The organism is Cellulosimicrobium cellulans, from assembly GCF_007679345.1.
Classification (GTDB): domain Bacteria; phylum Actinomycetota; class Actinomycetes; order Actinomycetales; family Cellulomonadaceae; genus Cellulomonas; species Cellulomonas cellulans_A.
The window spans coordinates 1-21,173 of record NZ_VEGH01000025.1 but is presented as its reverse complement, the minus strand read 5'-3'; the positions used below and the strand labels follow the sequence as shown (position 1 = coordinate 21,173).

The 21,173-nt window shown below is 75.6% G+C and carries 17 protein-coding genes and 1 pseudogene; 16 read left to right on the top strand and 2 right to left on the bottom strand.

Features of this window, described 5'->3' with window-relative positions; genetic code table 11:
• From FS882_RS20450 to FS882_RS20395, 13 genes and pseudogenes are all read left to right on the top strand, one after another.
• Nucleotides 1-270 (top strand): annotated as a pseudogene (locus FS882_RS20450) (ATP/GTP-binding protein); the annotation flags it as partial.
• Nucleotides 263-1,651 (top strand): PAS domain-containing protein, encoded by a 1,389-nt coding sequence (locus FS882_RS20445; RefSeq protein WP_158376061.1) that lies wholly within the window; start codon nucleotides 263-265, stop codon nucleotides 1,649-1,651. The pseudogene FS882_RS20450 and the gene FS882_RS20445, both read left to right, overlap by 8 nt.
• Nucleotides 1,648-3,318: a GspE/PulE family protein gene (locus FS882_RS20440; protein ID WP_158376059.1), complete on the top strand. Its 1,671-nt coding sequence runs from the start codon at nucleotides 1,648-1,650 to the stop codon at nucleotides 3,316-3,318. The genes FS882_RS20445 and FS882_RS20440 overlap by 4 nt, the downstream gene beginning before the upstream one ends.
• Complete coding sequence (locus FS882_RS20435; RefSeq protein WP_158376057.1) at nucleotides 3,315-4,517, top strand: type IV pilus twitching motility protein PilT; 1,203 nt, start codon at nucleotides 3,315-3,317, stop codon at nucleotides 4,515-4,517. Before FS882_RS20440 ends, FS882_RS20435 begins: the two co-directional genes overlap by 4 nt.
• A gap of 11 nt (nucleotides 4,518-4,528) precedes the next feature.
• Complete coding sequence (locus FS882_RS20430) at nucleotides 4,529-5,737, top strand: type II secretion system F family protein (RefSeq protein WP_262348446.1); 1,209 nt, start codon at nucleotides 4,529-4,531, stop codon at nucleotides 5,735-5,737.
• A 17-nt stretch (nucleotides 5,738-5,754) separates the two neighbouring features.
• The gene (locus tag FS882_RS20425; protein ID WP_262348445.1) at nucleotides 5,755-6,330 is read left to right on the top strand and encodes a prepilin-type N-terminal cleavage/methylation domain-containing protein; all 576 of its coding nucleotides are present in this window, start codon (nucleotides 5,755-5,757) and stop codon (nucleotides 6,328-6,330) included.
• A gap of 137 nt (nucleotides 6,331-6,467) precedes the next feature.
• Nucleotides 6,468-7,034 (top strand): type IV pilin protein, encoded by a 567-nt coding sequence (locus FS882_RS20420; protein ID WP_158376051.1) that lies wholly within the window; start codon nucleotides 6,468-6,470, stop codon nucleotides 7,032-7,034.
• Between the two features lie 130 nt (nucleotides 7,035-7,164).
• A complete protein-coding gene (gene pilM / locus FS882_RS20415) occupies nucleotides 7,165-8,175 on the top strand; it encodes a pilus assembly protein PilM (protein WP_187365409.1) in 1,011 nt (336 codons plus the stop codon).
• Entirely contained in the window at nucleotides 8,172-8,906 is a 735-nt protein-coding gene (locus FS882_RS20410) for a hypothetical protein (RefSeq protein ID WP_158376047.1), read from the top strand. Before pilM ends, FS882_RS20410 begins: the two co-directional genes overlap by 4 nt.
• Nucleotides 8,903-9,505 (top strand): hypothetical protein, encoded by a 603-nt coding sequence (locus FS882_RS20405; RefSeq protein WP_158376045.1) that lies wholly within the window; start codon nucleotides 8,903-8,905, stop codon nucleotides 9,503-9,505. The genes FS882_RS20410 and FS882_RS20405 overlap by 4 nt, the downstream gene beginning before the upstream one ends.
• A complete protein-coding gene (locus FS882_RS21235; protein ID WP_187365408.1) occupies nucleotides 9,502-11,373 on the top strand; it encodes a prepilin-type N-terminal cleavage/methylation domain-containing protein in 1,872 nt (623 codons plus the stop codon). The genes FS882_RS20405 and FS882_RS21235 overlap by 4 nt, the downstream gene beginning before the upstream one ends.
• Nucleotides 11,370-12,035 (top strand): type II secretion system protein J, encoded by a 666-nt coding sequence (locus tag FS882_RS21230; RefSeq protein WP_187365407.1) that lies wholly within the window; start codon nucleotides 11,370-11,372, stop codon nucleotides 12,033-12,035. The genes FS882_RS21235 and FS882_RS21230 overlap by 4 nt, the downstream gene beginning before the upstream one ends.
• Nucleotides 12,032-14,032, top strand: coding sequence for a hypothetical protein (locus FS882_RS20395; RefSeq protein ID WP_158376043.1), 2,001 nt, complete (start codon nucleotides 12,032-12,034; stop codon nucleotides 14,030-14,032). Before FS882_RS21230 ends, FS882_RS20395 begins: the two co-directional genes overlap by 4 nt.
• Before the next feature lie 173 nt (nucleotides 14,033-14,205).
• On the opposite strand, the gene FS882_RS20390 is transcribed toward FS882_RS20395, so the two are convergent.
• Together FS882_RS20390 and FS882_RS21720 are read right to left on the bottom strand one after the other, a co-directional pair.
• A complete protein-coding gene (locus FS882_RS20390) occupies nucleotides 14,206-14,997 on the bottom strand; it encodes a prepilin peptidase (protein ID WP_158376041.1) in 792 nt (263 codons plus the stop codon).
• Nucleotides 14,998-15,255: 258 nt separating this feature from the next.
• Nucleotides 15,256-15,816 (bottom strand): histone-like nucleoid-structuring protein Lsr2, encoded by a 561-nt coding sequence (locus tag FS882_RS21720; protein ID WP_158376039.1) that lies wholly within the window; start codon nucleotides 15,814-15,816, stop codon nucleotides 15,256-15,258.
• Nucleotides 15,817-16,136: 320 nt separating this feature from the next.
• On the opposite strand from FS882_RS21720, the gene FS882_RS20380 reads away from it, so the two are divergent.
• The 3 genes from FS882_RS20380 (at nucleotide 16,137) to FS882_RS20370 (ending at nucleotide 21,109) form a co-directional block, all read left to right on the top strand.
• Nucleotides 16,137-16,739: a hypothetical protein gene (locus FS882_RS20380; protein WP_158376037.1), complete on the top strand. Its 603-nt coding sequence runs from the start codon at nucleotides 16,137-16,139 to the stop codon at nucleotides 16,737-16,739.
• Nucleotides 16,740-17,391: 652 nt separating this feature from the next.
• Nucleotides 17,392-18,315, top strand: a complete 924-nt coding sequence (locus tag FS882_RS20375) for a hypothetical protein (protein WP_158376035.1) — start codon at nucleotides 17,392-17,394, stop codon at nucleotides 18,313-18,315.
• Nucleotides 18,316-18,457: 142 nt separating this feature from the next.
• On the top strand, nucleotides 18,458-21,109 hold the full coding sequence (locus FS882_RS20370) for a hypothetical protein (RefSeq protein ID WP_158376033.1): 2,652 nt from the start codon (nucleotides 18,458-18,460) through the stop codon (nucleotides 21,107-21,109).
• Nucleotides 21,110-21,173 lie beyond the last annotated feature (64 nt).

Here is a 21,173-nt window from a genome sequence, read left to right as displayed (position 1 = left end):
GCGATCGGCGCGGTCGTGCTGGTCGACACCGACCGCCTGGACCAGTGCTTCCCGGCCGTCGACTACTTCGAGTCCCGGGGCGTGCCGTTCGTCGTCGGCGTGAACTGCTTCGACGGCGTCGCCAAGCACCGCCTCGAGGACGTCCGCGCCGCCCTCGCCGTCCCCGCGCACGTGCCGGTGCTGTACACCGACGCCCGGTCGCGCACCGCCACGAAGCAGACGCTGCTGACCCTGGTGCGGCTCGCGATGGAGGGACTGCGCCGTGGCTGAGCACGTCGAGCCCACCGGGGCGGCCCGCACGGTCGGGGCGCGGGACCTCATCTTCTCCACGACCGACGGCCGCGGGGTGATCACGGCCGCGAACCAGGGGTTCACCCGCGTCGCGGCGCACCCGTGGTCCGCGCTGGTGGGGGCGCCGCACAACATCATCCGCCACCCGCAGATGCCCGCTGGGGCGTTCAAGCTGATGTGGGACACCCTGCAGGCCGGGGAACCGTTCTCGGCCTACGTGCAGAACCTGGCCGGCGACGGCGCCGCGTACTGGGTGTTCGCGACCGTCACCCCGCTCGGCGACGGTTACCTGTCCGTGCGGATCGCGCCGGGCGTGGACGCGTTCTGGAGCGCCGCCGCCGGCGCCTACGCGGACGTGCTGGTGGCCGAGCGGCACGCGCAGGCCGAGGGCCTGGGCGGGGTCGCGGTCGCGGCGGTCGGCTGCGCCCGCCTCGGCGAGCGGATCGGCCAGCTCGGCTTCGCCGATGCCGAGGAGTTCATGCACACCGTCATGCCGGCGGAGGTCCTGGCGATGGCAGAGCGGCGGCAGCCGCTCGGCCCGGCCGAGCAGCACGCAGGCCCGGTCGGTGCGGTGCTCGCCACCTGCGTCGCCGTCGACCGCGAGGTCGCCGGGCTGATGGCGCGCATGGACGGCCTCCAGCTGCTCGCCGAGCAGCTGCAGGAGGTGGAGCGGGACGCCCTGACCGCCGTCGCCGCCCTCACCGAGGTCACCGAGCTCGCGCAGCACGCGTCCGCGACCGTGTCCCAGACCGCCCCGGTGCTGCTCAGCACCGCGGGCGCCATGGCGACGCTCGGCGACGAGGTCGGGGAGATGCTGGCCGACCTCGCGCCCGAGCTGGCGGCAGCGCGCCGCACCGTGCTGCGGGTCCGGTTCCGCATCGCGCTCGCGCGCCTGCACGGCGACGCCGTGGTGGACGCGGCCCGCGAGATCGACCGCGGCACCGCCCAGCTCGGCCCCGAGCACCTGGCGCAGCTGTGCACCTGCCTGCGCGACGACCTCGCCACGGCGCGCCAGGACCTCGCCGACGGCGCCGCCGTGCTGCGGCGGGTCGGCCTCGGGCTGGAGGTCGCCCACGAGCGGCTGCGGCGCACCGACCGGTTCCTGGCCACCTGGCGGGTGCAGGTGCCGCGCTACCAGGTGTCCCGGCAGCTGGCGCCGTACGTGTCGCCCATCGACGGCCGGCTGCGGATGAGCCACGAGCAGCTCGCGGCCCTGCGCGACCTGGCCGAGCGGTGCGCGGACGAGGCGCGGCCGTTCGACGACGCGGCGCTGAGCGCGCTGGTCGACCGGGTCGCCGACGCCGCGCGCGGGCTCGCCCCCGTCGCCCCGCCGCTGAGCCCCGCCGGAGGTCTGCCGTGAAGCAGCTCGCGGAGATCCTGCTCGAGCGCGGCCTCGTCGACGAGGACCAGCTGCTCGCCGCCCTCGACGCCCAGGTCGCCACACGCGCCCCGCTGGGGCCGGCCCTCGTGGCCTCGGGCGCGCTGACCGAGGAGCAGCTGGTCGGCGCGCTCGCCGAGCAGGCCGGCATGACCTACGTCGACCTCGACACGGCCGACCTGGACCCGACCGCGGTGGCCCTGGTCCCCGGTCCGGTGTGCCGGCGGCACATGGTGCTCCCGGTGCGGACCGAGGACGGCGCGCTGCTGGTCGCGATGGCCGACCCGGGCAACGTGCTCGCGCTCGACGACCTGCGGTCGCTCACCGGGCGCACCGTGCGCCCGGTCGTCGCCTCACGCCGCGCGCTGGAGTCCGCGATCGACCGCTGGGTCCGCGCGGACTCGGAGATCGCCGACCTCAGCCAGTCCATGCAGGAGGCGCAGACCACCTCGGGGGAGATCGCCGAGATCGGCGACGTCCTCGACGCGGACACCCCCGTGGTGCGCTGGGTGAACCTGCTGGTCACGCAGGGCATCGCCGACCGGGCCTCCGACATCCACGTCGAGCCCGCCGAGCACGAGCTGCGGGTGCGGTACCGGATCGACGGCGTGCTCAAGGAGCAGCAGCCCGCCCCCAAGGGGATGCAGGCCGCGATCCTGTCCCGGATCAAGGTCATGTCGGACATCGACATCGCCGAGCGGCGCAAGCCGCAGGACGGCCGCATGTCGGTGGTGCACCAGGGCCAGAAGATCGACCTGCGCGTCGCGTCCCTGCCGACCGTCTGGGGCGAGAAGATCGTCATGCGGGTGCTGGACAACTCGACCGCGCGGCTCGCCCTGCGCGACCTGTCGTTCTCCGAGCGCAGCTTCGAGGTCTACCAGCGGGCCTACTCCAAGCCGTACGGGATGATCCTCGTCACCGGCCCGACCGGCTCCGGCAAGTCGACGACGCTCTACGCGACCGTGAACGCGGTGTCGAAGCCGGAGATCAACGTCATCACGGTCGAGGACCCGGTCGAGTACCGGCTGCCCGGCATCAACCAGGTGCAGGTCAACCCGAAGGCCGGCCTGACGTTCGCCGGCGCGCTCCGGTCGATCCTGCGCTCGGACCCCGACGTCGTCCTGCTGGGTGAGATCCGGGACCACGAGACCGCGCAGATCGCCGTCGAGGCGGCGCTCACCGGGCACCTGGTGCTCTCGACCCTGCACACCAACGACGCCGCGTCCGCCGTGACCCGGCTGGTCGAGATGGGCATCGAGCCGTTCCTCGTCGGGTCCGCGCTGGACGCCGTCGTCGCCCAGCGGCTCGCCCGCCGGCTGTGCACCCGGTGCCGCGAGCCCTACGAGCCCGCCCCCGCCGAGCTGCGGTCCGCCGGGTTCACCTGGCCGGACCCCACGCGGCCGGTCGAGCTGTTCCGCCCCGTCGGCTGCCCGGCGTGCTCCGGCACCGGCTACCGCGGCCGCCTCGCGCTGCACGAGGTCATGGAGGTCTCCGAGCCGATCGAGCGGCACGCCGTCGCCCGGTCCTCCGCGCAGGAGGTCGCCGCGACCGCGCACGCCGAGGGCATGGTCTCGCTGCGCGAGGACGGCTGGCAGAAGGTCTGCGAGGGTCGCACCTCGCTCGAGGAGCTCCTGCGGGTGGTCGTATGACGACGCCCTGGTACCAGTCGACGGCCGTCCGGCCCGGTGGGCCGGTCACGACCGACCTGGTCGAGCCCGTGACCGGCGGGTACCGGCCCGCGCCGGAGCCCGCCGCGCCGGCCGATCCGCTGACCCTGGTGGTGCAGGAGGGCATCGGTCTCGCCGCGTCCGACATCCACCTGGCCGCCGACCACCCGCCGCTGCTCCGGGTGCACGGCGAGCTGCGGCCGTCGCAGACCGTCGGCGTGCTCGGCGACGCCGCGGTGCGCGCGGTCGTCGAGCAGCTCGCGTCCCGCGAGCAGCTCGCGCGGTACGACGCCGACCACGAGCTGGACTTCTCGCACGAGGTCGCCGCCGGGTACGCCGCGCGCGTCAACGTGTACCGGCAGAGCGGCCGGACGGCCGTCGCCATGCGGCTCATCCCGGACCGGATCACGGGCCTGGACCAGCTGGGCCTGCCCCCGGTGGTCGCCACGTTCGCGTCGATGCCGCGCGGGCTCGTGCTCGTCACCGGCCCCACCGGCTCCGGCAAGTCCATGACCCTGGCCGGCATCCTCGACCTGGCCAACCGCACCCGGCACGACCACATCCTCACGGTCGAGGACCCCATCGAGTACCGGCACCGGTCCCGGCGCTGCCTCATCACCCAGCGCGAGATCGGCGGCGACACCGACTCGTTCGCGGCCTCGCTCCGGCACGCGCTGCGGCAGGACCCCGACATCATCCTCATCGGCGAGATGCGCGACCCGGAGACCATCCAGACCGCGCTGACCGCCGCCGAGACCGGGCACCTCGTGCTCGCGACCCTGCACACCCAGGACGCCGCCCGCAGCGTCGAGCGCATCGTCGACTCGTTCCCCGCCGACGGCCGGGAGCTGGTCCGCACCCAGCTCGCGGGCACCCTGCGCGGCATCGTGTCCCAGACCCTGTGCCGCCGCGCCGACGGCGGCGGCCGGGTGCCGGCGGTCGAGATCCTCATCTCGACGCCGGCGGTGCGCGCGCTCATCCGCGAGGGCCGCCAGCACCAGCTCTACTCGGCCATCCACTCCGGCGGCGACGTCGGCATGCAGACCCTCGACCAGGCGCTGTCGGCCCTCGTGCTCCAGGGGGTCATCACCTACGAGACGGGGCTCGACAAGGCGCGCGACGTCGAGGCGTTCGAGCGGCTGTGCGGCCGGGCCGCCGGCTACGGGGCGGGGGGCCTCTGATGGCCGGCGGGATGAAGACGTTCGAGTACGCCGTCGTCGGGCCGGACGGCCGCCAGGTCACCGGCCGCATCGAGGCGTCCACCGAGCGCGCGGTCGCGACCCGGCTGCGCGAGCTCAACCTGGTGCCCACCTCGATCGCCGAGGTCGCGAGCACCGGGATGAACAAGGAGATCTCGCTCGGCGGCAAGAAGGTCAAGCCGAACGACGTCGCGATGGTCGTGCGGCAGCTCGCCACGATGGTCCGCGCGGGGCTGCCGCTACCGCGGGCGCTGAACGTGCTGGTCGACCAGTCCGAGAAGCCCGCGCTCACCGAGGTGCTGCGCGACCTGAACGCCGAGGTCGGCGGCGGTGCCTCGCTGGGCGAGGCCGTGGACCGGCACGCCGACGTCTTCCCGCCGGTGGCGCGGGCGCTGATCGCGGCCGGGGAGGTCGGCGGTTTCCTGGACGAGGCGCTGGCGTCGGCCGCCGCGGGGATGGAGTCGGACCTCAAGCTCCGGCGGACGATCAAGGGGGCGATGGTCTACCCGATCGTCGTGCTCGGGATCGCGGTGCTGGCCTCGGTCGTGATGCTGGTGTTCATCGTGCCGGTGTTCGCCTCGATCTTCGAGGGGCTCGACGCGGAGCTGCCCGCTCCGACGCAGGCGCTGGTCGTGCTGTCGGACGTGGTGGTCGTGGCCGCGCTCCCGCTGGCCGCCGCGATCGGCGCGTTCGCGTGGTGGTGGAGGCGGCACCGGCGCGACCTCAAGGTCCGGGAGGCCGTCGAGCCGCGGCTGCTGAAGGCCCCGCTCGTCGGGACGCTGATGCGCAAGCTCGCGATCGCTCGGTTCACCCGCAGCCTGTCCACGATGGTCAGCTGCGGCGTCGCCCTGGCCCGCGCGCTGGAGGTGGTCGGGCCCACCAGCGGCAACATCGTGATCGAGCAGGCGGCCGCGCAGGCGGGGGAGTCCGTGCGCGGCGGCGAGTCGTTCGCCGAGAGCCTCGAGCGCACCGGCGTGCTGCCGTCCCTCGTCGTGCAGATGGTCACCGTCGGCGAGGACGCCGGTGACCTCGACGGGATGTTGAAGCACGTCGCGGACTTCTACGACGACGAGGTCATGAAAGGCACCGAGGCCTTGACCAGCGCGCTGGAGCCGCTGCTGCTCGTGCTCATCGGCGGAATCGTCGGGGGAATGCTGCTCGCGTTGTACATGCCCATTCTGACGGTGACGAGCGAGATGTGATGGAAATGGTGATGAGAATGAGGGCACTGCGGCGTCGCGCCGACCGGCTCGACGAAGGTTTCACGCTGACCGAGTTGCTTGTCGTGATCGTGATCATCGGCATTCTGGCCGCGATCGCGGTGCCGCTGTACATCAACCAGCAGTCGCGCGCCCGGGACTCGGCCGCCCAGTCGGACGTGTCCGGACTGGGGCGGGAGATCCAGACCCAGCTCGTGACCGAGGACGTCACGAGCGTCCGCGTGGGCTACGGGCCGATCCCCGCGGGAGGCACGGCCGGTGTGACGTACCGCGTGTCTGCCGCGAACGGTGCCCCGAACACGTGGGAGAGCCTCGGGCGAGTGTCCGACCACGTGTTCCTCGCTCGGGCCGACGGACAGGCGCAGAGCAAAGGCGGCACGTTCGTCACCAGCCCGGAGGGCAGCTGGACCGGCTTTCCCCTGGTCATCCACGACGCGATCAACCCGGCCGCCACGAACCTGACCGAGACCAACTGGTGCGTGCACGTGTCCGTGGACAACGGCAGGACGCCGTGGGGCACCTGGCGGTACTCGGCTCAGCGCGGCCTGGAGGACGGGCGCTGCGGCCAGTACTGATCCCTGCACCGCCCCATCACAGATCTGCCGTCGACAGCCGTCCGCACCGGTGACCGCGCGGCGACGGACGGGGAAGCGGTGCCGGACCGCGACCTCACTTCCTGCACCACCTGGAATCGAACACGGAGGACAGAGAGATGTCTGCACGCCTGAGGCGAGCACGTGAGGACGACACGGGCTTCACCCTGACCGAGCTGCTCGTCGTCATCGTCATCATCGGGATCCTGGCTGCGATCGCGGTCCCGCTGTACATCAACCAGCAGGCGCGGGCCCGGGACTCGGCCGCCCAGTCGGACGTGTCCGGCATCGGGCGCGAGGTCCAGACCCAGCTGGTCACCGGGAACCCGGCGGGCATCGCACTGGGAATGCGAGGCACCGTCGACGAGCCGGCGAACTACTTCGTCACCAGCGACCGCACTGCCACGCCGTCGGACGACAACACTGACGAGCTCGGCGCGGTGTCGGCAACGGTCCGGCTCATGGACGGGACCGGAAACGTCGCCGCACCCAACGCGCTCATCCAGTTGCTGCCCTACCCGAACGACGACGGTGAGACCGCGATCAACCAGAACAGCTGGTGCGTGAACGTGGCGACCGAGACGGGCCGGGAGCAGACGTGGCGGTACTCCGCTCAGCGCGGGCTCGAGCAGGGAATGTGCGGGAGCCTCGCTGACGGCTCCGAGCTGACGCCGACATTCCCGTGATGGCGCCCAGGGGCTGACCGCAGGCCCCGACCGCCACGTCGAACCGCCCACCCGGGCGGCGAACGGGACCCGCCCGCCCCGAGCACGGCTCGGGGCGGGCGGGACCTCGTACCGAGATGAGGAGCTGTACGTGACCAACCGACGCATCGGCGTCGACCTCGGCCGCACCGCGGTCCGGGTCGCCGAGGTCGACGGCGCGCCCGGCAAGCGGCTGCGGCTGCTGCGGTTCGGCGAGCACCCCCTGCCGCCGGGCTGCGTGGAACGGGCGGAGGTGATCGACCCCAAGCGGGTGTCCGCGGCCGTCCGGCGGGCGTGCAAGGCCGCCGGCGTGCGCAGCCGGGACGTCGTGCTCGGCGTCGCGGGCGAGCACGCGATCGTCCGCCCGATGACGCTGCCCGCGGCGAGCCGCGAGCAGATGCGCGCCTCGCTGCCGTTCCTGGTGCAGGAGAGCCTGCCGGTGCCGGTCGCGGACTGCGTGCTCGACTTCTACCCGATCCGCCGCGACGGGCAGGAGGTCGAGGGGCTGCTGGTCGCCGTGCCGGACGCCGCCACCGCCGCGGCGGTGCAGGCGGTCGAGCAGGCCGGACTGCGCGTGGTGGGCGTGGACCTCGCCGCGTTCGCCCTGGTCCGCGCGGTGGTCGTGCCGCAGGGCCCGCACGCCGTGATCGCCGTCGTGGACGTGGGCGCCGACGGGATGCAGATCGTGGTGGCCGAGCGGGGTGTGCCGCAGCTGGTGCGGTTCGGCGCGGTCGCCGGCGAGGCGCTGGTCGCGGAGCTCGCCCGGATCCTGCAGGTGGACCCGGGTACCGCCGAGCAGGCGCTGCACGGTGAGCGCGCGCTGCACGGGGACCTCGCGCCGATGATCGCCGGGCACACCGAGCGGATGGCCGCGACCGTCGCCGAGACGCTGGCGTTCCACGCGCAGAGCGGCAACCGCCCGGTCGAGGCGGTCCTCCTGACCGGCCGCGGCTCGGGCCTGCCGGGCTTCGGCCAGTACCTCGCGACGTTCGCCCGGGTCCCCGTGTCGCTGCCCCGGGCCGACGGGGTGTTCGCCGTCGACGGGAGGGCGGCGCGCACGTGCGACGGGAGCCTGCCCGCCTGGGCGGTGGCCGCAGGCCTGGCCGTCGGGAGTGCCGCATGAGCCCGCTGCTGCAGCGCGACCGCGCGCCCAAGACCGTGCGCGACGCCGAGTCGACAGTCGCGGCCGTGCCGGTCGTCGACCTGCTCCCCGACCTCGTGCGTCGCCGGCGCGCGGTGCGGGCGGTGCGGCTCAAGTGCGTGGCGCTGCTCCTGGTGGTGGTGCTGGCGCTGGTCGGGGCTCTCGCGTGGGGGATGGACACGCGGTCGACGGCCCAGTCCCGCCAGACCGCGGCGCAGGCGGAGTCCGACGACCTCGCTGCGCAGATCGCCACCTACGCGGACCTGGTGACGCTGCGGTCGGACATCTCCGCCGTCCGCTCGGCGATCGCCGAGGCGATGCGCAACGAGGTGCTGTGGGCGGACTTCGTGCGGCACGTCCGCGGGAGCGTCCCGACCTGGGCCTCGATGGAGAGCATGTCGATCACCATGACGTTCGACTCGGACTACGAGGACCGCGCGGACGACGACCCGTTCGACCCCGGCCCCGCGATCGGCACCATCACCTGGGTCGCGCACGTGCCGACCCTCCAGCAGAGCGGGCAGCTGCTCACGGCGCTCGACGCGATCGACGGGTTGTTCGGCGCGACGTTCACCTCCGTCGAGCGCGACGAGCAGACCGGCGTCCACAAGGTGTCCGGGACGGTGCGGATCGACGACTCCCGGCGCTCGCAGCGCTACGTCGAGACGACGGACGAGGCCGCAGGCACGGCCCCGGAGGAGGAGACGGCATGACGAACACGCCCAGGCTGTGGTGGGCGGGGACCGTGGTCGTCGCCCTGCTGCTCGCCGCCGGCTGCTGGTTCCTCGCGCTGTCCCCGATGCTGGACGAGGCGCACGAGGCCCGCACCGCGGCCGACCGGACCGAGCAGACGAACGACGACCGTCGGCTGGAGATCGCGCGCCTCGCGGCCGACCGGGAGAACCAGCCGGCGCTGGACGCGGAGCTCGCCGACCTCCGGCGGCACTTCCCGACGACCCTCGAGCTCGAGTCGTTCGTCCAGCAGCTCGCGGACCTGTCCGCCCGGTCCGGCGCGGTCGTCACCTCGGTGTCCCGTGCGGAACCGGCGGCGACCGACGTCGGCGGCGGCCGGCTGTACCAGGTGCAGGTGAACCTGTCCGTCGACGGCACCTTCGACCAGAAGATGCAGTACCTCAGCGATCTGCAGTCGATGGACGACCGGCTGCTGCTGGTCACGGCGTGGAACAACCCCGGCACCGACACCATGACGATCACCGGGTCCACCTTCGTCCTCGTCGACGCCGCCGCGGTCCCGCCCGCGGAGACTCCCGCCGAGGAGGCCGCCGACCCCGACGGCGAGGGTCCCCCGTGACCCCCGGCCGGCGTCCGGCCCGGCTGCGCCGCGCTCGGGACGAGGGCTTCACCCTCGTCGAGTCCGTGGTCGCCACCACGCTGTTCGGCATCTTCGCCGCGAGCCTGCTCACCTTCGTGATGGGCACGTTCCGGATGTCGGTGGAGACGCAGCGCCGGGTGGCCGCCACCCACCTCGCGTCGTCGGTCGTCGCGGAGGCCCGGGAGCTGGCGGCGCAGCCGCTCGCCGCCGCTGCGGGCGGTCCGGTCACGCCGACGATCGACCCGACCTTCCTGGACGACGCGAGCACCGTCGAGGTCGGCGGCATCCCGTTCGAGGTGTCCCGCACCGCCCGGGTCGTGACCGCCGAGGGCGCGGACGTGTGCAGCGCGGGGCTCTCGGCCGCCGTGTCGTCCGCCGCCCTGGTGGAGGTCGCCGTCGAGGTGTCCTGGGAGACCGGCTCCTCGCCGGTGCGGCTGACCGAGCGCGCGGCGCTCGCGGAGCGGTCGTTCGTGGCCGTCCGGGTGCACGACGAGATCACACCGGTGGCTGGCATGCGCGTCGACCTGCTCGCCTCGCTGCAGCGCACCGGCGGCACGCCCGCGGTCTCCTCGGCGACGACGAGCGCCGACGGCTGCGCGCTGTTCGAGGTCGACCCGACCGCGGACCCTGCGCCGTACCACTGGTACGCCGTCGAGGTGGGCGACGCGGCGCAGGAGTCGGCGCAGTACGTGACGGCCGAGGGGCGGTTCAGCACCGGCGCGCAGTACCTCGGCCGGGCCGAGGCCGGGACGGTCCGGTCCGCCGTCGTCGAGGTCCGGCGCGAGGCGACGCTGCGGTTCACAGTGCTGGACGAGGCGTGGGACGCGCTCGTCGGCCCCGACCTGGATGACCTGCCCGTCACGCTGGTGCCGTCCGACGGCGCGGCGCCCGAGCAGATCCGGAGCACCGCCGAGGTCGACGACGCGGTGGTCGCCGACGACCGCACGCGGACGTCCTGGCGGTACCCGATGCGGCACCAGGACCTGGCGACGGACGCCGTCTGGTGGGACGGCACGCCGGGCATGGTGGCGGATCAGGCCGTCCTCACGCTGCACCCCGATGACCAGGAGCTCGCGCACGACGGGTCGGCGACGCTCGGGGTGGCCGCCACCGGGGACGAGCCGCTGCACGTGCTGTGGCAGGCCTCGACGACCGGCGGGCTCGACTGGGAGGACGTCGCCGAGGGCGAGGCGATGTTCGAGCTGGAGCTCGTCGCCGGGGCGGTGCTCCCCGGGAACTACCGGGTGGAGGACGGCCTCATGGTCCGTGCCGTCGTGTCGAACGCGATCGGGTTCGACGTCTCCCGCGGTGCGACGATCCGCGTCCTCACCGAGGAGGGCGAGCTGCCGCACTTCCCACGGCCCGAGATCACCGTCCCGCCCATGAGCCAGTCGGCCTCGGTCGGCGACCGGCTGACGTTCGAGGCCCAGGGCACCGCCGAGGGGGAGCTCGTGTGGATGGTCTGGCAGCGGTCGACCGATCGCGGGCGGACCTGGCAGAACCAGGTCATGGAACGGGACCTCTGGACCTGGGAGACCCCCGCCCTCACCGCGCAGGACCACGGCGCCTGGTACCGCGTCATGGTCATCGGCCAGGGCGTCGGCAACAACGTGGTGGCGAGCCAGCACGCCGTCGTGTCGCTGTTCCAGGACACCCGCGAGTTCACCGTCCGCGCGCTGTGGCCGACCGACTACACGCTGTGGCTCGGCTCCCGTCCCGGCTCGCTGGCACCCGTGGCCCTGCCGCCGGGCGGAACCGTGGACGTCGCGCTGTCCGTGACCGGCGAGGTGCTCGCGGTGCGGGACGCGGACGGGGTCGTGACCATCGCGCGCGGGGGTGCGGGGTGACCGCCCGCCGGCGGCGCGTGCGTCGACCCCGGGTGCCGGGCGCGGACGCGGGCGTCACCCTGACCGAGCTGATCGTCGCGATGGCGGTGTTCAGCATCGTCCTCGTCGGCGTCGCGGCACTCACCGCCGGCATCCAGCGCTCCGACCGCGCGGCGTGGGACCGGGTCGACGACACCGAGGAGGGCCGGTACGCCCTGATGCAGCTGTCCCGGGTGATCGGGCGCGCGGTGGTGCCGACGACGGTCGGCGGCCGGGAGCGCGCGGCGTTCGCCGACCTCGCTCCGGACGCGTTCACCGTGTACGCGGACCTGGACAACCCGGGCGGGAGGGCCGGGCCGTCGCGGGTGGAGTACGCGCTCGTCGACGGCGAGCTGACCCAGACCACCCGCCGGCCCGTCGAGGGTGCCCGGGCCACGTACTGCGCGGACGACGACGCCACCCCCGAGTGCGAGGGGCGGGTGCAGACCGTCGTCCTCGCCCGCGCCGTGCGTGGCGGTGCCGACCCGCTGTTCCGCTACCTCGACGCCGAGGGGGACGAGACGGACGCCCCGCACCGCGTCCGCACCGTGCTGGTCGCGTTGGCGATCCAGCAGGACCCCACCACCGGCGACGAGCCGTCCCGGTTCACCGACCGCCTGACACCCTCGGGGCTGCTGCGATGAGCCACCTCCGCCGGTCCGACTCCGGCCTGTCCAGCGTCACCGTGCTGTTCACCTTCCTCGCGCTGACGGCGCTGGCGATGGTCACCGCCGTGTACGCGGCGAACGCCGTCCGTCCCGCGGCCCGGCAGGCGCACTGGACCCAGGCGGGCGCCGCGGCCGAGGCAGGGGCCGCCGACTACCAGCAGCGGCTGCTCGACGACCCTGCGTCGTGGCTCGACGTCGACTGCGAAGACCCGGCGCTGGTCGGGCAGGACCCCGACGTCCTGGAGCACACCTGCCCGTGGCCTGCCGGGGAGACGGGGTGGGCCCCGGTGACGGACGGCGACGACCCCGGCTCGTCGCCCGCGTACCACTACGAGGTGACGACCGCCCCCGACGAGCTCGACGACGTCTGGGCCACCTCGCTGACCCTGACCGTGACCGGGCGGTCCAGCTCGGTCGAGCGGACGCTGGAGGTGCGGTTCGCCCGGGCGTCGACGGCGGACCACGCGCTGCACCAGGCCACCGACGTGGTCGAGCCGACGACGTGGGCCGAGGGGCGGCGCGCGCTCGGGCTGCCCACCGACCTGGCGGACGGCTGCGGTGCCGGCACGCTGCTGCTCGCCGCCGACCGGGCGGACGACTGCGCCAACCTCGCGACGCTCACGGCCGGGGACTCGATCACCGGGAGCGTCCTGACCCGGGACCGGCTGGCGGTCGGCGGCACCGACCCGACGGCGGAGGACCCGCTGGTCGACGGCGAGTACGCGACCGCCGACCCCGCCTGCGAGCCGGCCGACGACGACGCGGCCACCTGGACGTCCTGCGTCGGCGCGGCCGCGGGCGGGGACGCGTCCGCGGCGGAGGCCGAGGCGCTGCTCGGGGGCTGGGCGCCCGTGCAGCGGAGCTGGACCGCGCTGCCGGCCAGCACCGCGACGCTGTACGCGGACGTGCCGGGCTGCCACTACTACGGCGCGACCCGGATCATCGGCGAGGGAAGGACGATGCGGGTGTGGTCGCCCGGGACGGACGCCGCGGCGGCACGGGGCGCGGTCGTCGCCGTCCCCGGTGCCGACGGGACGCCTCCGACCTGCGGGACCGGCGTGGTCGACGTCCCCGACGGGCTCGCGGTGGTCGTCTGGACCACGCCGCAGGAGTACGCCGGCGCCGCCGGGACCTGGGCGGTGGACACGCCGCTGAACACCGTCGACCCGCAGGTCGGCGGTGACTCCTGGTACGGCTGGCTGCCGGTCGGGGACCACGGCCCGACCCCGGACCCCGCGCTCGGCCCCGGGTGGCTGACCGGCGTGATCGACCCCGAGACGACCCGGACCACCAAGTGGGCGCGGTACGGGAACCTCTACCTGGAGGGGCAGTTCTCGCCCGGTGCCGACGACGGCGGCGGCGGGCTGACCTTCGTCGCCCAGGAGTCGGTCGTCGTCACCGGCGACGTCCTGCGCACCGGCGCCGGACCCGGCGACGCGTGCGCGGAGGACGGCACCGAGTGCCTGCTCGGCGTCGTGGCAGGGCGGGACGTGGAGGTCCTGAACCCCGTCGTCACCGACCTGCCCGGGTCCGGCACCGACGCCGCCGACGCGCGCTGGGACTTCGGGCTCGAGATCGGGGGCGTGCTGGTGCGCGAACCCACCGAGGCAGAGAGCCGCGTCGGTTCCTGGTTCGACGCCTGGCCGCACCGGTACAGCGATCAGCGCACCGGCGTCCCGTACCCCGACAAGGCCGCCGGTCCGGGTGTCCAGATCCAGGCCGCCGTCCAGGCGCTGTCCGGGACGCTGCGGGTGCAGCACCACGGGACGTCCGGCGTCGACGTCGTGGTGCACGGGTCGCTGGCGCAGCGGTACGCCGGGGCGTTCGGTCCCGCGGCGGCCGACGGTGACGGCGGGAACTACCCGACGATCGTGCACGACCCCGCCCTGGCGCACGCCGCGCCGCCGTACCTCGCGCCGCTGCTCGGCGAGGCCTGGCGGGTGCGGTCGATCACGGAGCTCGGGGCGGGCTGACGGCGGCTCGGGCGCGCGCGGCCGCGCACCGCGCCGCCGCGGGCGCCGAGTGGGTACCCGACACGTCGAGTGAGCATCCGCCGACTACTCACTCGACGTGTCGCATGCACGCTCGGCGCGCGGGGAGCCCCGCGGGGCCCCCCGGGGCCGGCGCCGCGGCGCTGGTGTCCGCGCTACGCGAGCAGGCCGAGGTACCAGTCGCCCACCCGCTCGCCGGCGGCGATCCCGAGCCACGCCCCGACGAGCATCCACGGCCCGAACGGGATACCCGACCGACGGCCCGCACGACGCGTCACCACGAGCCCGACGGCGTACAGCCCGCCCAGCAGGAACGCCGCGAACCCGCCCACGGCCAGCACGTCCCAGCCGAACCACCCGAGGCAGAGGCCGAGCACCCCCGCGAGCTTCACGTCCCCGAGCCCCATGCCTCCCGGGTAGGCCAGCGCTGCGGCGAGGTAGAGCGCCAGGAGCCCGGCCCCGCCGATCGCCGCGCGGCCGAGCGCGCCCCACGCCGGCTCGCCGCCCGGGTTCCAGGACGCGAGGGCGAGCAGCGCCGCGCACACCGGGTAGGCGGGCAGCACGAGCGCGTCCGGCAGCCGCTGCACGTCCAGGTCGATGAGTGTGAGCGCCACCGACAGCGCCGCCAGGTACAGCAGGGCGGGCAGCGCCCAGGTCGGACCGGCGAGCGCGACCACCCCGCCGAACAGCAGCGCGGTCCCGGCCTCGACCAGCGGGTACCGGGCGGCGATGGGCGCGGCGCAGTCGCGGCACCGGCCCCGCAGCAGCAGCCACGACAGCACCGGGACGTTGTCCCGCGCACGGATGCGGTGCCCGCAGCGCGGACAGGCGCTCGGGGGGCTCGCGACCGACTCGCCGCGCGGGACGCGCCACACGACGACGTTGAGGAACGAGCCGATGGCCAGGCCGAGGACGGCGGCGACGAGGACGAGGGGGGCGGTGGGCACGGGGCTCCTGGGTGGGGGCAGTCGAGTGCGGGCTCGGGGTGGCGGGCTGGTCGGGGTGGCGAGGTGGTCAGGGTGGCGGAACCCGCGGACCGGCCGGACCGATGGGCCGGCCGGCCTCGCGAGCCTGGCCGGTCGCGTGGTCCTGCAGGACCAACGAGCCTGGCCGGACGCGTGGTCCTGCCGGGCCCACGAGTCTGGCCGGACGCGCGGTCCTGCCGGACCCACGAGTCTGGCCGGGGCGCGGGCAGGCCGAACCCCTCAGGGGTGCGGGTGCGCCGCGACGTAGGCGGCCACGACGGCGGCCGGCAGGCGCCCTCGATCCGCGACGCGGAAGCCGCGCTCCCGGGCCCAGGCCCGCACCGCGACCGGGTCGTCGGACGCGCGGCACTGGCGGCACGCGGCCTCGGCCGGCTCGGTCGTGCCGGGCGGCCGGCCGGTCGTCCCGGGCTGCCCGGGCGCGGGTCCCGGCCCCGGGTCGGCCGCGGCGGCCGGGTGCGCCCGGCCGGGGTCGGTCGCGGCGTCGTCGTCGGACGAGCAGACGAGCATCCCGCCGCAGCGCAACCACCTCGTGAGCGTCTCGATGGCGGCCTGCACGGCCGCGGGGTCGGGCGCGTGGTCCGGCGCGTGGTCGTCGGGCGGCGGGCCGGTGGGCGCGGCCGTCCTCGCGGGTGCCGGGGCGGCCGGGACGGCGGTGTGCGGGCCCGGCTCGGCGGGGCGGTCACGGATGCGGTCGGGCGGCGGGCTGGGCGGCGGCCCCGCGGGGAGGGGGAGCCAGCCGCAGGTGGCCCGGTCGGTGGGAGGGGAGGTCAGGTCGGTCATCGGGCGCTCCGGTGCAGGGGTGGGGAGACACGTTCTCGGCGCCGGGTCGGTGATGGCGTCGGGTGGTGCCGCGCCGGCACCGCTCTCGGCTGCGGGGTCACCGGAGCAGATCCAGGGCGGCGCACGTCCTGCATCCAGGAGTACTCGCACCGGAAACGCGCGCAAATGGTGTCGATACCTACACAAAAGCCCGCTTTCGGCATTTGTGCCGACGGCGCGCCACGCATGGGCCGGGTGCGGCTAGCCTCGAGGTGCGGTCGCGGGCGACAGCCGCAGCGCGGGACCGTACGTCATCCGCAGCCGGACATCGGAGTGCTCCCATGGCCCCTCGACCGACGACCCACGACACCGCCGCGGCCCCCGCGCGCTCGACCGACCGCTCCGCGGCGCCACCCGCTCCGGTCGGGCAGCGTGTCCGTCGCCGGCCGTCGCGGGCCCTCGTCCTCGCCGGTGCCGTCGCCCTGGTGGCCGGCTGCGCGTCCGGCGCGGGCTCCAGCGACGCCACCGACGACCCCACGACCGCGCCCGCGTCGCCCACCCCGGCCCCGACCCTCGAGCTCGCCGCGGGCTCGTCGGTCGTGGGCCTGCCGGACGACCTCGCCGCGCCGCCGGTGGACGCGACGGCCGGCGCGGCGCGCACCTCCGACGACGGCCTGCTCTACGTCGTCACCCTCGGGTCCGGCTCCTGCCCGGCGGTCGCCGACCCCACCGCGACCGCCTCGGGCGACGGCACCGTGGCGGTGGCGTTCCCCGACCTGGGGCACGGCCCGTGCACCATGGACTGGGTCCCCGCGACGAGCGTCGTGGCGCTGCCCGACGGGGTGGCGCCGGACGGCGACCTCACCGTGACCATCGGGGACCTGGGCACGGTGACGCTGCCCGCCGGGTCGCAGGAGCCGGCGTGGGTGCAGGCGGAGGAGTGACCGCCCGGGGGTGAGGCGGCGCGTGGGCGCCGGCGGTGCGGGCGGGGAGAGCAAGGGCTCGGGCGCGGCGGCCGACCGCTCGGGCACGCGGGCGACTGCTCCGTGGTGGCGGGCGACCGCCCGCGCGGCGCGGGTGGGCGAGCGGACGTGGCGGGCGACCGCTCGTGCGGCGTGGGTGACTGCTCGTACGTGGCGGGCGACCGCTCGTGCGCGCGGGTCGTGGCGCGGACACGCCGGGTCTCGTCCACAGGCGTCGGGACGGACTGGCGACCGGGTCGGTCCTCCTCGCTAGAGTCGGTGCCTCAGCCGCGCTCGACCGTCCCCGATCCCGGGAGCACCACCGATGCGCGCCCATCCCGAACCCTCCGATGCCCGGCCTCGCGTCCGCGCCGACGCCCTCTCCGCCGACGCCGATCGCTCGGACGTCGCCGTCAGCGGTGCCCGAGCCCGCGTGGCGCCCACCGACGCCGTCCCCGCCGAACCCGGCCCTCACCCCGTACCGCCCGACGCTGCGACGGCGTGCGGCCCGACTGCGGGTCCGATCGCGGGTCCGCCGACGGACCCGCTCACCGGCCCCCGCGCCGACGAGCCCGTCCCGCCTCGGCCACGCACCACCCGGCGCTGGGCCACGCGGGTCGTCGCCACCCTCCTGGTGACGGCACTCGCCGGTGTCGGTGTGGGCGTGCTGCGCGAGCGGGAGGCGCGCGCCGCCGAGGTGCACGCCCAGGCCGCCGCGACGCTCTCCGAGGCCGCGGCGCACCTGCGCGCGGCACGGGCCGACGGCCGGACGACGCTCGCGGCCTCCGCCGGGCGCGTGGCCGACGACGAGGTCCGGAGCCGGCTCGCGGCGGTGCTCCTCGACCTGCCGGCCACCGAACCCGATCCGGACCTGCCGCGCGGCGAGGCCACCGCCTGGTGCCTCGCCCAGGCCGAGGCCGCGACCGACCGCGCCACCCGGGTCGCCGAGGCGACGCTGGAGGTGCGGCTGGCGTGGGACGCGTGGGAGCTCGACCGGGCGCGGACCGGCCACGCGGACGCCGTGCAGGCGCTGGCCGCCGCCGCGGAGGGGGCCCGCGCCCTGCTCGCGGACACCGAGGGCCGCGTGCTCGACGACGCCGCCCGGGAGGTCCTGGCCGACGCCGTGGCCGTGGTCGACGGCGTCCTGGGCGCGCCGGCCCCGGACGGGACGGCGGCGCTCGACGCCGCGGCTGTCGCCGCCCGGGCGCACGCCGACGCGCTCGTCGTCGCGACCGCGGACGTCGCTGCCGCCCGGGAGGCGTGGCAGGCCGAGCAGGACCGGCTCGCGGCCGAGCGTGCGGCGGCGTCCGCGACGCGGTCCTCCTCGGCGGCCGGCGCGGGCGTCGCGGGCAGCGGCTCGTGGGGCGGGGCACGCTCGGGCGGCGGGTCCGCGAGCGGCCCCGGGGCCGGCTCCGGGAGCGGCCCCGGTCGCTACGACGGGTGGCTGTCCCGGTGGTCGCCGGGCGACCCGGTGCCCGACGGCTGGACGGTCGTCGTCGAGACCGAGGGCGGCGGCTGGGGCGGCGACGAGCACGGCGACGTCTGGGACCTCGGGTGACCGCCGGCGTACCGGGGGAGGCGCCCCTGGGCTGACCGCCGAACCGTCGCATCCCCGCACGACCGACCACCTCAGCGGTGAGGGCCCGGTGCTGGCACACCGGGCCCTCGTGCCCGCTCGACAGTTCCTCAGGAGACCTGACATGCAAGCACGGCCATCTTGGCATGCCCGCCGCGCCACCTCGGCGCTGCTCGCAGCCGTCCTCGCAGCGGGTGCGTGCGTCGCCCTGCTGCTCGCCCCCGACCCGCAGACCGCCGCGGCGGCGGTCCCCGCGGCGGGCATCAGCATCACCCCGTCCGGCTACGGGCCGGTCCAGCTCGGCCCCCTCGACGGGCCGGCCGGCTCCGACGAGCACGGCTACTGCGTCCAGGCACGCGTCACCGCCTCCGGGCCGGCCGACGTCGCCGTGGGCGCGACCCACGTGGACGACCCGCACCTCGCCGCGGCGCTGGCGCGGCACCGCTGGTCGACCGACGACCTGACCCAGGCGGCGCTCGGGTACGAGGTCCACCAGCGGCACGAGCGTCCCGGCTCGATGGCCGGCGGCGACGTCGGCGCCGTGCGCTCGCTGCTCGCGGCCGCGACCCCGCAGGTGGTGAAGGACCGGGCGGCCGAGATCATGGCGCAGGCCGCGGCCGAGGCGGGCCCGTGGACCGGCGCCGCCGGCTCCGTGGCCGGCGCGGGCACCCGCACGGGCGAGATCCGCGGCATCGCCCTGCGCTCCGCGTCGGGGCAGGCGGTGGTGGACGCGCCGTTCACCGTGACCCTCACCGGGCCCGCGACCCTCGACGCGACCGGGACCCGCACGTACTCGGGCAGGACGACGGCCGCGCCGATCACCCTCGGCTGGACTGCCACGGGGAACGGCACCGTGTCGTACGAGGTCCGGTTCCCGGACGCGTGGCGGACCACGGTCACGGTCCTCGAGCTCCCCTCGAACCGCCAGGACCAGCTCACCTACGGCAACCGGCCCGGGCACGACCCGGCGGAGGTGACCGTTCCCGGCGAGCCGTTCGAGGTCGTGAAGGACTTCCGCCCGCGCGCGTCGACCACCGTCCGGGACGTCGTGGTCGGCGCGGGTGACCCGCTGGTCGACGTCGTGACGTTCACCGCGGCTCCTGGCGACGAGTGGGCCGTGCTCGACGGGACCCCCGTCACCCTGCCCGCGGACGTCACCTGGTACGGGCCGTACGACCAGCCGCAGCCGCAGGCGGCCGCTCCGCCCGCCGGGGCACCGGTCGCCGGGGTGGAGCGCGTGGTCGCCCAGGGACCGGGCACCGTCAGCACCGCCGGCACCGTCCGCGCGAGCGGGCCCGGCTTCTACACCGCGGTCGTCACGATCCGCCGGGCCGACGCCGGCCCGTTCGCCGAGTACGTGCGGGAGGACTTCGCAGCGCCGTGGTTCGAGGAGGTGGAGACGGCGGTCGACCGGTTCGACCTCGCGCACGAGTCGCAGGTCCGGGAGTACAACGTCGCCCCGGGCGGACGCGCGTTCGACCGCATCACGATCACCGGGTACCCCGGGGACCACGGGCAGTTCGGCGGGCTCGGGGGCTGGTCCGCCGACCTCGGTGAGGCCACCGTGACGGTCTACGGCCCGCTGCCCGCGCCGCCGGACGGCCCCGCCGTGCCCTCGGACGTGCCGGTGCACTGGACGGACACGCTCGCGGCGGTGAACGGCACGTTCGAGGTCGGCTACGACGACGCGCACCCGATCGTGGCGCCGCACCGCGCGACCCACCCGGGCGGCGACTACTTCGTGTTCGTCTACGCGTTCGCCGGCGACGACCGGGTCGAGCCCTTCGTGAGCCCGTTCGACGACCTGCGGGAGGTGTTCTACGTGCCCGGTCCGCCGGAGGTCGTGGTGCCGCCGTCGGTCGTGACCCGGGCGCAGCCGACCGCCACGACCGGAGCGCCCCTCCACGACCTCGCCCTCGTGACCGGGACGACCGACCCGGGGGACCACCTGGTGTTCCGCGCCTACGGGCCGCAGGACCCGGACGCGGATCCCGTGTGCGACGAGGACACCCTGCTGTGGACCTCCGACCCGGTGCCGGTCGCCGGGGCCGGCCTCTACGACTCGGGGAGCACGGCGGCGCCCGACGCCGCCGGGGCCGTGTACTGGGTCGAGACCCTGCACGCCGAGGACGGCACGGTCCGGCACACGGGCGTGTGCGGCCTGCCGTACGAGACGACCCAGGTGACGTACGACCTGGCGGTGCGCACCGAGGCGCGCGCGGCGCCGGCCGACCCGTCGACCGGCCCCTCGTCGGCGGGCGACCGTGCGGAGGCCGGGCCGGTGGTGGGCGACGAGCTCTGGGACGTCGTGGTCGTGACCGGCGCGGTGCCCGCGGGGGCGACGACGGTCGTCGACCTGTTCCACGCGCCCGAGGGCGAGACCCTGGTCTGCGAGGAGCCGGTGTGGACCTCGGTGCCGATCCCGCTGACGGACGGTGCCGGTGAGTACGTCACGGGCCGGTACCCGACCGAGCGGCCGGGCACCTACGGGTACGTCGAGCGCACCACCACCGTCGACGGCGAGGTGCTCTCCGTCGGCGAGTGCGGCGACCCCGCCGAGACCCTGACGGTCGCGGCCGTACCGCCGGAGCCCGAGCCGGCCGCCGAGCCCCCCGCGCCCGACCAGCCGCTGGCCGTCACCGGCACCGACGCCGCGCTGCTGGGCGGGGCGGCGCTGCTGCTCGCCGTCGGCGGGGTGGCGGCCGTGGTCCAGCGGTCCCGGCTGCGGCGGGCGCTCGACAGGACCGCCGACGACGACGGGTGGCCCTCGGGGTGAACGGGCGCCCGCGGCGCGCGCTCGGAGCGCGCGCCGCGGGCGGGTGCCGGGCGGGTGCCGGGCG

Coding starts and splice junctions, on each gene's coding strand:
- FS882_RS20435 (WP_158376057.1), top strand. CDS start 3,315: ATGACGACGCCCTGGTACCAGTCGACGGCCGTCCGGCCCGGTGGGCCG.
- FS882_RS20430 (WP_262348446.1), top strand. CDS start 4,529: ATGAAGACGTTCGAGTACGCCGTCGTCGGGCCGGACGGCCGCCAGGTC.
- FS882_RS20425 (WP_262348445.1), top strand. CDS start 5,755: ATGAGGGCACTGCGGCGTCGCGCCGACCGGCTCGACGAAGGTTTCACG.
- FS882_RS20420 (WP_158376051.1), top strand. CDS start 6,468: ATGTCTGCACGCCTGAGGCGAGCACGTGAGGACGACACGGGCTTCACC.
- FS882_RS20410 (WP_158376047.1), top strand. CDS start 8,172: ATGAGCCCGCTGCTGCAGCGCGACCGCGCGCCCAAGACCGTGCGCGAC.
- FS882_RS20405 (WP_158376045.1), top strand. CDS start 8,903: ATGACGAACACGCCCAGGCTGTGGTGGGCGGGGACCGTGGTCGTCGCC.
- FS882_RS20395 (WP_158376043.1), top strand. CDS start 12,032: ATGAGCCACCTCCGCCGGTCCGACTCCGGCCTGTCCAGCGTCACCGTG.
- FS882_RS21720 (WP_158376039.1), bottom strand. CDS start 15,816: ATGACCGACCTGACCTCCCCTCCCACCGACCGGGCCACCTGCGGCTGG.
- FS882_RS20380 (WP_158376037.1), top strand. CDS start 16,137: ATGGCCCCTCGACCGACGACCCACGACACCGCCGCGGCCCCCGCGCGC.
- FS882_RS20370 (WP_158376033.1), top strand. CDS start 18,458: ATGCAAGCACGGCCATCTTGGCATGCCCGCCGCGCCACCTCGGCGCTG.